The 12,800-nt window shown below is 47.0% G+C and carries 11 protein-coding genes, 6 tRNA genes and 1 rRNA gene; all 18 read right to left on the reverse strand.

Annotated features, from left to right (window positions below; translation table 11 throughout):
* Positions 1 to 159 precede the first annotated feature (159 nt).
* Entirely contained in the window at positions 160 to 1,497 is a 1,338-nt protein-coding gene (locus tag G589_RS0112770) for a glycoside hydrolase family 27 protein (RefSeq protein ID WP_026522420.1), read from the reverse strand.
* Between the two features lie 2 nt (positions 1,498 to 1,499).
* Complete coding sequence (gene rsmI, locus G589_RS0112775) at positions 1,500 to 2,363, reverse strand: 16S rRNA (cytidine(1402)-2'-O)-methyltransferase (RefSeq protein WP_026522421.1); 864 nt, start codon at positions 2,361 to 2,363, stop codon at positions 1,500 to 1,502.
* 185 nt (positions 2,364 to 2,548) lie between these two features.
* Positions 2,549 to 3,283 carry a tRNA1(Val) (adenine(37)-N6)-methyltransferase gene (locus tag G589_RS0112780; protein WP_026522422.1) on the reverse strand — a complete coding sequence of 245 codons (735 nt, stop codon included), beginning with the start codon at positions 3,281 to 3,283 and terminating at the stop codon, positions 2,549 to 2,551.
* Entirely contained in the window at positions 3,276 to 4,211 is a 936-nt protein-coding gene (locus G589_RS0112785; RefSeq protein ID WP_022770555.1) for a PSP1 domain-containing protein, read from the reverse strand. Before G589_RS0112785 ends, G589_RS0112780 begins: the two co-directional genes overlap by 8 nt.
* Complete coding sequence (locus G589_RS0112790; protein WP_022770556.1) at positions 4,208 to 5,254, reverse strand: DNA polymerase III subunit; 1,047 nt, start codon at positions 5,252 to 5,254, stop codon at positions 4,208 to 4,210. The genes G589_RS0112785 and G589_RS0112790 overlap by 4 nt, the downstream gene beginning before the upstream one ends.
* An 11-nt stretch (positions 5,255 to 5,265) precedes the next feature.
* The gene (locus G589_RS0112795; protein WP_022770562.1) at positions 5,266 to 5,706 is read right to left on the reverse strand and encodes a YaaR family protein; all 441 of its coding nucleotides are present in this window, start codon (positions 5,704 to 5,706) and stop codon (positions 5,266 to 5,268) included.
* 24 nt (positions 5,707 to 5,730) lie between these two features.
* Complete coding sequence (locus G589_RS0112800) at positions 5,731 to 6,333, reverse strand: guanylate kinase (protein ID WP_035776074.1); 603 nt, start codon at positions 6,331 to 6,333, stop codon at positions 5,731 to 5,733.
* 5 nt (positions 6,334 to 6,338) lie between these two features.
* A complete protein-coding gene (gene pyk, locus G589_RS0112805; protein ID WP_026522424.1) occupies positions 6,339 to 7,748 on the reverse strand; it encodes a pyruvate kinase in 1,410 nt (469 codons plus the stop codon).
* A complete protein-coding gene (locus tag G589_RS0112810) occupies positions 7,730 to 9,175 on the reverse strand; it encodes an aminotransferase class I/II-fold pyridoxal phosphate-dependent enzyme (RefSeq protein ID WP_026522425.1) in 1,446 nt (481 codons plus the stop codon). The genes pyk and G589_RS0112810 overlap by 19 nt, the downstream gene beginning before the upstream one ends.
* Entirely contained in the window at positions 9,168 to 9,761 is a 594-nt protein-coding gene (locus G589_RS0112815) for an HD domain-containing protein (RefSeq protein WP_026522426.1), read from the reverse strand. Before G589_RS0112815 ends, G589_RS0112810 begins: the two co-directional genes overlap by 8 nt.
* Before the next feature lie 115 nt (positions 9,762 to 9,876).
* Entirely contained in the window at positions 9,877 to 11,796 is a 1,920-nt protein-coding gene (locus tag G589_RS0112820) for a M3 family metallopeptidase (RefSeq protein ID WP_026522427.1), read from the reverse strand.
* A 114-nt stretch (positions 11,797 to 11,910) separates the two neighbouring features.
* Positions 11,911 to 11,983 (reverse strand) — tRNA-Phe (locus G589_RS0112825).
* Positions 11,984 to 11,989: 6 nt separating this feature from the next.
* Positions 11,990 to 12,063 (reverse strand) — tRNA-Met (locus G589_RS0112830).
* A gap of 36 nt (positions 12,064 to 12,099) precedes the next feature.
* Positions 12,100 to 12,181, reverse strand: a tRNA-Tyr gene (locus G589_RS0112835).
* A gap of 6 nt (positions 12,182 to 12,187) precedes the next feature.
* Positions 12,188 to 12,260 (reverse strand) — tRNA-Thr (locus tag G589_RS0112840).
* A gap of 29 nt (positions 12,261 to 12,289) precedes the next feature.
* Positions 12,290 to 12,362 (reverse strand) — tRNA-Val (locus tag G589_RS0112845).
* A gap of 25 nt (positions 12,363 to 12,387) precedes the next feature.
* Positions 12,388 to 12,461, reverse strand: a tRNA-Asp gene (locus G589_RS0112850).
* 69 nt (positions 12,462 to 12,530) lie between these two features.
* Positions 12,531 to 12,800, reverse strand: a 23S ribosomal RNA gene (locus G589_RS0112855); the annotation flags it as partial.

Consider the following 12,800-nt stretch of genomic DNA (forward strand, 5'->3'; position numbering starts at 1 on the left):
CACGAATAATCATATACCTCACTATATACTGATAATTCGCGGATACACTATTAAATTACGGGGCAAATTGCGCCCACTACTACATTTATACTACAAAGCCAAGCTTTTAACAATGTTTTTAAGGCAAATTTCTATGAAATATGTGTAAATTTGTTAGCATTAGCTACATGGACTGAAAATATCATCCGCCGCATCTTCCGTCGCTTCAATGGCGTAGCACTCAACTGTGTGTGGTGCCATGTCGACGCACTCTTTATCCTTGACGATTCCCTGCATTCCGCTCCAGATATCAACGGCCTTTGCCTCGGTTCCCGAAAGCCCCAGGTCCTTAAACTTTATCTTGTGGCTCTGTGTCTTTTCCCCGATGTTAAAGATGGCAAGGAATGTCCTTCCGTCCTTGGCTCTGCTCCTCCAGATAACAAGGTCCTTCTTTCTGTATATTTCCTTTGGCTTACGGCCTTTCTTGTGCATCTCAAGGAGTCTTTCATTAGTTAAAAGAGCTTTCGTAAACTCGTCATTCTCTCTGAGATCTCCGCCGAACATAAGAGGGGATCTGAAGATGCACCAGAGTGTCATAAGGATCTTTTGCTCATCATGTGTAAAGTGTGTGTAGTGGCCCTTCTCGCCGTTCTCGTCATTGCACATGCAGATACGTCCGAGAGGTAGCATGTCGCAATCAGGCCAGTGGCCCTTGCAGCCTACACCTTCCCACTCGTGAGCTTTCTCGAACATGTCGTAGAGCATCTTCCAGTCGTCCCAGAAGTCATCCGTCATACGCCACATATTCGCATTCTCTAATAAGAAGTCTTTCTGGCTAAGCTTGGCCGGTCCGGGTGAAAGGCTGAGAACCATGGGTCTTCCGCACTTCTCAATAGCCTCTTTTATCATGGCAATCTCGGAAAATCCTGCTCCCGGAGCCTCCGGTCCGCAGTCGATCCTTGCGATGTCATCAACCTTGACGTAGTCAACGCCCCACTTAGCGTAGAGCTCAAATATTGAATCATAGTAGGCCTGAGCGCCGGGGGCCGAGGCGTCCACACCATACATATCCGTGTTCCACATGCAGATGGAGTTAGGGATCGCGATATCCCTTGCAGTCTTATCAGTTCCCAGGATCTTGGTGTTCTGATGTACAGCCTGTCTCGGGATTCCTCTCATAATATGGATTCCGAACTTAAGACCCATATCATGTATCTTTTTTGCAATGGGGCCAAAGCCCTTGCCCTTTGCTGCAGAAGGGAATCTGTTCACAGCAGGCACAAGCCTTGAGTACTCATCCATCTCCAGCTCTGTAAATTTGTGATACTGATGAGAATCCGCCGTGGGCTCATACCACTGGATATCGCATATCACATACTCCCAGCCGTAGTCCTTAAGATTCTCTGCCATGTACTTCGCATTTCCGAGAAGCTGCTCCTCATTCACCGCTGCCCCGTAGCAGTCCCAGCTGTTCCACCCCATGGGCGGTCTTTTTGCAATAATCTCTTTCTCTTCCATGATCAGTCCCCCTCTTCTGTATTAAGCAGTGCCTGATAGATCTCCCTTTTTCCGACACCTCTGTCGGCTGCCACTTTCTTCATGGCGTCTTTGTGGGAGATTCCCTGGTCCTCGTAGTACTTCATGTGATCTTCGATGCTCATCTCCTGCCAGGAGAGTCTCTTTTCCTCGTCCTGCTCTTCAAGGCTCTTTCCCTCTATTACCAGCACATACTCGCCCCTTGGTTCGTTTTCTTTGTAAAAAGAGATTGCCTCGGCAATAGTGGTTGGACGAACTTCCTCAAATTTCTTGGTGAGCTCTCTGCAGATGGAGATGCGCCTGTCGCCAAGCGTCTCATACAGGTCATCCAGCGCAGCCTTTAGGTGATGCGGCGCTTCGTAGATGATCATTGTCCTGCTCTCATCCTTGAGGTCCTCAAGGATTCTTTTTCTGCCTTTTTTATCTTCAGTTGCTGAGGGCAGAAATCCCTCAAAACAAAATCTTCTGGTCGGAAGTCCCGACAGCGTCAGCGCTGTTATGCACGCAGCCGGTCCCGGTAGTGATGTGACGGCTATCCCAGCCTTGTGACACTCCGCAACAAGAACCTCCCCCGGATCTGAAATGGCGGGCGTTCCTGCATCGGTAATAAGCGCAACATTGACTCCTTCCTGCATCTTCTGGATCAGGTACTGCGCCTTGTCGTACTTATTATATTCGTGATAGCTGGTCATCTCGGTATGAATATCGAAATGATTCAGGAGCTTTATGCTGTTCCTGGTGTCCTCCGCTGCAATCAGGTCGACACTCTTTAAGGTCTCCAGAACCCTGAAGGTCATGTCGTCCAGATTTCCGATGGGGGTCGCACATAGATAAAGTTTACCTGCCATTTTATCTTCTCCGGGGAGTCATTGGGGACGGTTCTCTTTGACTCCTTTTAAGTTTAATTTAAATCAATGGTGAGTCACCGGGGACGTTTCAGTTTGACTCATTTTGAGTCAAACTGAAACGTCCCCACTGACTCACTGCCCCTCCAAAAAAGGAGTCAAAGAGAACCGTCCCCATTGACTCCCTCTCAATATCCGTAGATATCATAGATCTCCGGCGTATACTTCCCTGGAGCCTCGTAGATAATAAGCGGCTTTTCAACCGTCAGCCTTGATCTTCCGCCTCGTGCCCCTTCAATGAGAACCATGTTCGGCTCCTTGTCGGCGTAGGGGTAAACCAGCTGCATTCTCTTGGGCTCAACCTTGTATTCGTGCATCAGCACCATGATCTCCGCAAGTCTGAAAGGCCTGTGGACCATGTAGAACTTACCGCCGCTCTTAAGACATCTGGCTGCTGCCCTGATAACGTCCTCAAGGTCGCAGAGCACCTCATGCCTTGCAATCGCCTTCGGACCGTCCGGGTTCTTCAGCCCGTGGCCTCCTATCATATAAGGTGGATTACTTGTAACCACGTCAAAAGAGGCAGCGTCAAATAATTGCCCTGCCTCCTTAATATCGCCCTGTACTATTCTTACTCTGTCCTGGAGATCATTGTAAATGACGCTTCGCTGCGCCATATCTGCGCTCTCCTCCTGGATCTCAAGGCCTATGAGCTCTTTTGCATCTGTCTTGGCCGCCATAAGGATCGGTATGATCCCGGTGCCTGTTCCCAGATCCAGTACTCTTCCTCCTTCCGGAGCAGAGGCAAATCCTGACAAAAGAACTGCATCCATCCCGAAGCAGAATTTCTCCGGGCTCTGGATTATCTTGTAGCCGTTCCTTTGCAGGTCATCAAGTCTCTCGCCTTCCTTAAGATCAACCATCTGTAAGCTTGGACTTTCCTTCCTGCTTTTCGATCTTCTCAAGTTTCTCGAGCTCTTTCATCTCCTCGTCTTCCTGAGAATTCTTCTTGTTGTTATTGTTCTTTTTCTTCTGTTTCTTTCTGATTGTCTCTATCTCTTCGAGCTTATACTCGTGAACTTCCTTCTCATCGTTGACTTCAACAAGGATCTTGAGAGTCTGTCTTAAGATGTTGACAGATGATACCTCTCCGCCAAGTCCGTCCTTAGCTACGCAGTAGTCACCGACACCGGGCATCTTGCGATTGAGCTCCTCATATACATCTTCCTCATTCTTGAGACAGCACATGAGTCTTCCGCATACACCGGAAATCTTGGTAGGATTAAGTGAAAGGCTCTGCTCCTTGGCCATCTTGATGGATACGGGAACAAAGTCTGAAAGATATGAGTGGCAGCAAAGAGGTCTTCCGCAAATGCCGTAGCCACCGATTATCTTGGTCTCGTCCCTGACACCGATCTGCCTGAGCTCTATCCTGGTCTTAAATACAGCCGCCAGGTCTTTTACCAGTTCTCTGAAGTCGATCCTGCCGTCAGCTGTAAAGTAGAAGAGGATCTTGTTGTTGTCAAAGGTATATTCTGCATCGATGAGCTTCATATCAAGGTTGTGCTTCTTGATCTTTTCAAGACAAACCTTAAAGGCCTCTTTCTCTTTTTCCCTGTTAGCCTTCTCCTGCTCATCGTCCTTGGTGCTGGAGGTGCGAAGTACTGTCTTAAGAGGCTTGACCACCTTCTCGTCCTCGATGTCCTGAGGCTCTGAAACTACGGTTCCGTACTCAACGCCTCTGGCTGTCTCAACGATTACATGGTCACCCTTTTTAATGACATACTTGCCCGGTGAAAAATAATATATCTTGCCGGCTGTTCTGAATCTTACGCCGATTACTCTTGTCATAAATACTCCTTAATGCCCATGAGCATAAGCTCTAAGGCTAAATCTATATTAACATTGGAGTCTATGCGGTTTTTCGCAATCTCCATATCTTTAATAATGCTGCTTATGCCTTCATAAGTGCAGTTTGTGGTAACACTACTAATATACGATACCTTGTCAGTGAAAATCAAGTGAGTATCATCCCCCGTGGCCTTATACACCAGCATATCCCTGAACAGGAAAAGAAGTATGTCCATAAAGTCAGCATACTGACCAAGGTCGATTCCCTTCTTGCTGCTCTTCTCATCCCCATCGGGGTTCTCCAATATGCCGTGAACCCTGTCCATGATCTCGTGTATCTCAAGGTTCTTGAGCTTGGCAACCAGCTCTATGGTCTCGTTCTTTAAAGTCTCGAACCTCTCATTGGAAGCCAGCTCCAGCGCCTTGCCCACATTTCCTCTTGCAAAAGAGGCGCACAGCATCGCCTTGTAATCCACCACGTGGCACTCCTGCATCAGGTAATTTATGATGGAGTCGTCCCTGACGGGCTTCATTGGAAGAACGATACATCTACTTATAATAGTAGGCAGAAATGCATTTATGTTGCTGGTCAGAATAATGATGACAATATATGACGGTGGCTCCTCCAGCGTCTTTAGCAGAGCATTCTGCGCCTGGGGCGTCATCTTCTCCCCCTCGGGAATGATATAGATCTTGTATCTGCTCTCGTAGGGCTTAATGACAACGTCGTCTCGAAGCTGCTGCCTGATGTCGTCAACACCTATACTATTAGGCTTTTCATGGGTTATGGTTATGATGTCCGGATGATTGTCTGACAGTGCCTTAATACAGGAGGGGCACTCGTTACAGGACTCCCTATAGTCTCCCCTGTCCTGCCTGTTTTCGCACTGAAGAGCCTTGGCAAAAGTCTTGGCGATAAACTCTTTTCCCGAACCACTCTCACCTGAGATGATATAGGCATGAGAAACTTTATCAGTAATGAGCGCATGCTGCATGTGCTCTTTCATCTGCTGTTGATCTATGATATCGGCAAAATCCGCCATTTACTCTCCCCTTAAGTAAAGATGTCCAGTAGTAACCCCTGTATCTGTCCAATCTTAGCAAGTATATCGATACCGTTCTTCTCGTCCTTGACCAGTTCCTGGGCCAGCTCATCAAGCTCTTTGTCCACCTGCCTGATTATGCCGTAAACCCTGTGTCTTCCCTTCCTGTCAAGGAAGTTCTCTCTGGAAAAGACATGACTCCTCGTCACTACTTCGTTCATGAAATCCTTGATAAGGATCCTGTACCTCTGCATATCCTTGATGTCATTTCTCTTGGATATCTTCTCCCCCTGCTGGATGATATCCTGCATCATGAGATTCAGGCGCTCTGCTAGCCCCGAATCCTCAAGCTTGCTGGTAAGGACAAACTTAAAGTCGCCGTTTGCCTCCTGCACCTGCTCCGGAGCCGGGGTCTGAGTTGTGGGTGTAAGATTACTAACTTTAATATCCATACATTCCCTTCCCGCCTAATAAGGTCAGCTCATCTTCTCGTAAATGTGTTCCCTTATCTCTTTTATACAGTCCTCGATAAGTCCGTTGTTGAAAAATCTCTTTTCCACACCGGCCTCTTTTATCTTGGCCTCGTCAAAATCTTCCTCGTCTGCCAAAAAGCGTCTGCACATCTCGTCATACCTTGGATGTTCCTGCTTGGCTTCTCTCTTCATGGCTCTCTCAAGCCTGATCCTTGCCTCAACATCGATCAGTATCGGAAGGACATTCTCTTTTCCGAAGTAATCCCTGAAGTAACAATAGGACTCAAGTGTTCCTATTACCAGGTAGCTGTCTCCGCTGGCAAGATCGATCTGACCGTCATCTACTGTAAAGTACCTCCACTCGCCGTAGTTGGTGTGGTATGTCCTCTCCTCGATGATCTTCCCTCTGCTGCGAAGGTCAAGGTAGCCCTCTTCATCTCTGAAGAAGTACTGAACTCCGTCCGTCTCGCCATCGCGCATGGGGCGCGTGGTGTAGGGAACGACCTTCTTAAGGGATAAGTCATTATCAGCTATTAGGTTTTTGTAGATTGTGTCTTTCCCTGAGGTGCTCTTGCCCATCAGAAGGAAAATCCTGCCGGTAGCCATTTTGCTTATACTTCCTCAACTCTTATCATGTTTGTTCTTCCGGGGATGCCAAGAGGTACGCCTGCTGTGAGGACTACCTTGTCGCCGGCCTTTAAAAGACCTGCATTCTTAGCTGAACTTATTGCCTCCCTGAAGAGCTCATCTGCTGTGTCTTCCTGCCTGATGTGAAGAGGCGCAACGCCAAACATCAGGTTTGCCTGTCTGCATACTGTAGGATTGATGGTGCATGCAATGATCGGGCAATTAGGTTTATACATTGAAACCATGCTGGCTGTAAAGCCGCTCATGGTGACTGTCAGGATCGCATCGGCGCCAACCTCTGCAGCAATGTTGCAGGTAGCATGTGAGATCGCTGTGGTGTCATCGCTTGGTGCGTAATCTCTTTTCTTAAGTCTTCCTACATAATCTATATCGGCTTCTGTTCTCTCGGCTATACGTACCATGGTCTTGAGGGCCTCTACAGGATAATCGCCTGCAGCTGTCTCGCCTGAGAGCATGATCGCTGTTGTTCCGTCATAAATAGCGTTGGCAACGTCGGTAGCCTCGGCTCTTGTTGGTCTTGGATGGTGGATCATTGAATCCAGCATCTGTGTGGCTGTGATAACATACTTACCTGCAGCCTCTGCCATCTTGATGAGCTTCTTCTGAACTACGGGAACTTCCTCGAAAGGAACCTCCACGCCCATGTCACCTCTTGCAACCATGATTCCGTCAGCAGCAGCAAGGATCTCTTCAATATTGTTGATACCCTGAGTGCTCTCGATCTTGGCAATGATCTTCATGGGAGAGTTCTTCTCTTTTAATATAGCTCTGATGTCCTCTACGTCTGCCTTTGTTCTTACAAATGATGCAGCCACAAAGTCAAAGCCCTGCTCACATCCGAAGATGATATCGCTCCTGTCCTGCTCGCTTAAGTACTCCATTGAGAGCTCGGCTCCGGGTACATTAACGCCCTTCTTGTCAGAGATAGGACCACCGTTTACTACTGTGCAAACGATGTCAGTGTCTGTAACCTTCTCAACTGATAGCTCAATAAGTCCGTCATCAAGAAGGATTGTCATTCCGCTCTTGCAGTCCTTGGTGAGGTCCTTGTAAGTGATGGATACCTCGTCCTTGGTGCCTTCTATATCTCTTGCTGTAAGTGTGAAGGTCTGTCCGGCCTCCAGCATCTCTTTTCCATTCTTAAAGTCCTTAAGTCTGATCTCGGGACCCTTTGTATCAAGCATGGTTGCAACAGGGATCTCAAGCTCGTCTCTGAGCTTTCTTATCCTCTCAAACTTTCTTCTGTGCTCATCATGTGAGCCATGTGAAAAGTTGAATCTTGCAACATTCATACCGGCCAGCATAAGCTCTTTTAACTTATCCTCACTCTCACTCGCCGGTCCAATAGTACATATTATCTTGGTTTTACGCATATAATTCCTCTCTTATCTATATCTATTATACCCTTATTCTCGCTATTTTCGAGCTCCAAAATGCCCTGGACATTAAGTCCTTCGGCAATATATCGCTCTATGTCCTTAATGAGATCTCCGCCAATGACCTCTCCGGGCACTATCAGTGGAATTCCCGGTGGATAAAGGTTTACAAAGTCCCCGCTTATTCTGCCTTCCGCCAAATTTAAAGACACCGTTTCCCGCTCGCTGTCCCAGGCTTTTTGCAAAGACATCTCTCTTCCAGGAATAGCATATTTTTCATCTGCTGCGACGATCCTTGCTCCCGCTTTTTTCTGCAAGATCTCATCTATCTCGCAAATTGCCTTTATCAGGCGCTCTATTCCTTCCTCTGTATCCCATCCGGTGATTATGGCCAGAGCATAATGCTCCCCTGCCATTTCCAACTGCAATAAATAGTCCTCACGCAGTATATCATATAACTGCTGACCTGTCATTGTATCAGTATCCGCATAGATAAGCACCTTTGCCGGATCCTGTAATTCGCAAAGCCCAGGAATCTTAAGGACACTGCAGTCCTTTGTCTCTTCCTGGATCTTATTCCTGTAGCCTACGAGCCTCTCCGAAAACTCTTTTCCCCTCTCCTGCATCTCTTTCATGCACAGATCTATGGAGGCCATCAGCACGTAGGATGGGCTGCTGGACTGATATATTCTAAGAAATCTTTTTAAAAGAGCTTTATCAACAAGGCTGCCCTGAACATGTATTAGCGCAGTCTGTGTCATGGCCGGCAGCGTCTTGTGAAGAGAGTGTATGACAATGTCAGCTCCCTCCTTCACAGCGCTCTCAGGCAGTCCCTTACCGAATCCAAAATGCGCACCATGGGCTTCATCCACAATAAGGATAACGCCTTCTTCATGGCACACTTTTGCAATTCCCTCTACATCCGAGCATCTTCCCTCATAAGTTGGAGATGTGATAAACACGGCACTTGGCTTGTCCGTCAGGGAGTCTAAAGCTCTTTTCACATCTTGTGCACTATAGCCGTCGAAAATCCCGTACTCCCGGATCATCCCGGCTTCCAAATAGTCTATCTCCAGCCCTCTTAGATACGCTGCATGGTAAAAAGACCTATGGCTACCCCTTGCAGCTAAGATCCTGCCACCTTCCAGAACCGCCGCAGATACTGCGCTAAGGACGCCTGACGTACTTCCGTTTACCAAAAAGAAGGTCTCATCAGCGCCGTATAAGCTGTTTGCCCTTCTCTCAGCCTCAAGAATTATACCCTTCTCATCATGGAGATTATCAAAGCCGTCGATTTCCGTTATATCACAACGAAAAGCACCCTTTAACGGGGTGCTTTGAAGGTTTCTCTTATGACCGGGCATATGGAAGGGGTACATGTCCCCCTCCGCCAGGTTTATCAGCTCCTGGTAAATATCAGGCATAATTTACGTTGATCTTTCCCTTCTTAAGCTTGAGTGTCTCCAGTGTTGATGCATACTTGTCCGCAAGACATACCACCCAGGCTTCCCTGCATTTAGGCGGCTTAACCGTAAGCGGCCACATGTGCTTTTTTATTATCTCTTTCTCTCTCTCGGAGAGTGTAAAGTCTCTTGTCGCGTTCCTCAGCGCAATTCCCGGATGATAGAATCCGTGGAGCTTGGGATGGATGTTCCCGGGCGCTTCGCCGTCATGCCAGTCGTAGAGGAAATAGTCATGAAGAAGCGCTCCTCTTACCAGCTCCCTCTCCCTGCTCTTAATTCCAAGCTTTCTGTTAAGTCTTATTGCACAGAGCGCCACATGGATGCTGTGCTCATAGACCGTAACATTTCCATGCTGAATAAAGCTCTTTAACCTGATGTAATGCTCAGAGCCGAGGATATCTGCGCCGTAACGGCATAGTGTTGCCCTGTATTCCTCGTCCTTCTCAAGCTCAGTCAAAAGCTCAGGATCGAATACATCAGGGTCGTAGTCCTTAACATCGAGGACTTTCTTTATTATCTCTTTATCTTCTTTTGAAAGTCTGTGCATCTATAAACTCCATAAAACCGCATAGTTATGGCTGTAAACTTAACTTTTGTTTCAATTCATAATAACACACATTGCCTAAGAAAAAATTAAAATCATGAAAAAACTAACTAAATATTTACTTCTTGTTAACCAGCTCCTCGTACTCATCCACAAGCGACTTGAAGTACTCCAGTGCCTTGTCGTAAGTCTCACTTGAAAGCGGGTCAATTCCAGCCTCAGAGAGAAGCTCTACAGGCGGCGCAGATCCGCCAAGCTTAAGGAAATCCAGATACTCATCCACAGCTCCGGCTTCACCCGATGTGATCCTCTCAGCTATTGATGCTGCGTATGCCACATCTGCAGAATACTGGTACACATAATAAACATAGTAGAAGTGCGGAATTCCTGCCCACTGATATCTTGAAGCCGGGAACGTGGTAACAGCATCACCCCTGTACTCCTGAAGGAGCTCCATCCACTTATCACCAAGGTCCTCAGCATCCAGCGACTGTCCTGACTCCACAACCTTGTACATGTAGTCCTCAAACTCGGAGTACATCATCTGAGTGAAGAACGTTCCTGCAAACATACTAATTGCATTCTCCAGGTAAAAGAGCTTTTCGTCATCACTCTGGGCATTTTTTAACTTATATTGATAGTACAAAAGCTCATTGGTAGTAGATGCAACTTCCTGAGTAAATATTGTGGGATTGCTGTAAGCAACAGGCTGGTCCTCTGTCGCGTACTGATCATATACAGCATGTCCCATTTCATGAGCTATTGTACTGATATCATCTGAGTAACCCTTATAGTTAAACAGTACCCAAGGATAATACTCAACTGATAGCTTGTTCTCAAAGGCTCCTGTAGCTTTGTTAGCAGCAGGATAGACATCAATCTGCTCACTGGTGATTATCTTGGTGAAGTGATCAATATAGTCATCTCCAAGAATTCCAAGAGCGTCTATAACCTCATCCACCGCATTATCATAGGGTGTAGGCGGAATGTAGAAATCTGATACGCTTTCTCCCATGTTGTATGGGTATTGCTCCTCAAGGCCAAGCCCCTTTGCATGGAGCTTTAAATATCTTTGATACTCCGGAATTCCCTTGTGCGCTGATTCCACCAGCATGTCAAAGACATCTGTATCAAGATCATAGTCATCAAAGGCCTCTTCCATGGTAGTATCAAAACCGTCAATGACTGCTGATGCATAAGCCTGTGAAGCGTTCGATTCCAAAAGAGCAGCGAAGGTGTTAGCAAAATTCTCGTATCTAGTTAAGTAAGTCTGGTTTGCCTCTGCCCTGAATTTATCCGAGTACTTCGGATTACTGATTATCTCTGCATAAAGCTCATCGGTAAGCTCCTCCTCCTTACCCCCCGGCATTGTGATTGTAGGATAAGGAAGTTCAACCTGATCAAGTATTCCAAAAATCTGTTCTCCGTAACCCATACCCATTGAAAGAGTGGATACCAAAAGAGTCTCATCCTCTGTAAGCGGCTCGTAGTCAGGATCAAGATACTGCCTTAGCCAATACTCATCGCCATCAAAAAGGGGATCTGAAAAGATCTTCTGTCTCTCCTCCAATGAAAGTGCAAATATCTCATCCTCCGCAAAGGCACATCTCTGGATTTCTTCCCTGGTCATAGCATCAAGCTTGGCCAGCATGTTTTTATAAACCGCATCCGTTGCGTTAAGAGAGTTTCCCTGCTTGGCATAAAGCGCAAGCTTCTGCTGAATCCTGGTCATCTCGGTAAAGTAAGCAAAGTCAAAGTATTCTCTTATAGTCTTGGCATTATCAAGCTTTCCTCTGAATTTATCGTAACCATCCAGCATGCCCATTACCTTGTCGTAATCAGCCTGCCAATCTTCCTCGCTGGCATAAATCTTCTCAAGATTCCATTTTGTCGGGTACTTGCCCTGTGTATGTGTAGAAGCACTCTGATCTGATGCACTCTGATTGTCCAAGATTCCTGTAAAAGATCTGCCACATGCGGTAACAGAAATGATCAAAACCAGTGAAGCTGCTATTCCTTTTAAACGTCTGATATTCATAAACGCCTCTTATCCTCTTAATTTATAAGTCTCGTACTCTTAATTATAACATACACCTTTGCACAATAAAAAAATCCCGACATTTTGCCGGGACTAAAGATTAATAAAAAAAGATGCCTAGAGTCGGAATCGAACCAACGACACGAGGATTTTCAGTCCTCTGCTCTACCAACTGAGCTATCTAGGCATATAGTAGCGGGAACAGGATTTGAACCTGTGACCTTCGGGTTATGAGCCCGACGAGCTTCCAGACTGCTCCACCCCGCGTCATTATGAAATTTATTGCTTATTGCAATAAAAAAATGGATGGCGGTGGATTCGAACCACCGAAGCAAATTGCAGCAGATTTACAGTCTGTCCCCTTTGGCCACTCGGGAAGCCATCCATATAGAGCCGATGAGCGGACTCGAACCGTTAACCTGCTGATTACAAATCAGCTGCTCTGCCAATTGAGCCACATCGGCTTACACACGAATTGTGTTGTGTAATAAAATGGGGCCTACAGGGCTCGAACCTGTGACCCTCTGCTTGTAAGGCAGATGCTCTCCCAGCTGAGCTAAGACCCCGGTCAAATTAAAATATGAAGTTGAGCGACCCGAAGGGGGTTCGAACCCCTGACCTCCGCCGTGACAGGGCGGCGCTCTAACCAGCTGAGCCACCGGGCCATATTTCTTCGATTGTACCTTCAAAACCGAACACTGAAATCTCTTAGATCCGTCTCTAACCTTTGCTTTTTGGATAAGCCCTCGACCTATTAGTACACATCAGCTGAACACGTTACCGTGCTTACACCTTGTGCCTATCTAACCTCGTACTCTCCAAGGGGTCTTACTCCATAAAGGAGGGATATCTCATCTTGAGGGGGGCTTCACGCTTAGATGCCTTCAGCGTTTATCCCTTCCGGACGTGGCTACCCAGCCTTATGCACCTGGCGGTGCAGCTGATACACCAGCGGTCCGTCCATCCCGGTCCTCTCGTACTAAGGACAGCTCCTCTCAGATATC

The organism is Butyrivibrio sp. VCB2001 (assembly GCF_000423965.1).
GTDB lineage: Bacteria > Bacillota > Clostridia > Lachnospirales > Lachnospiraceae > Butyrivibrio.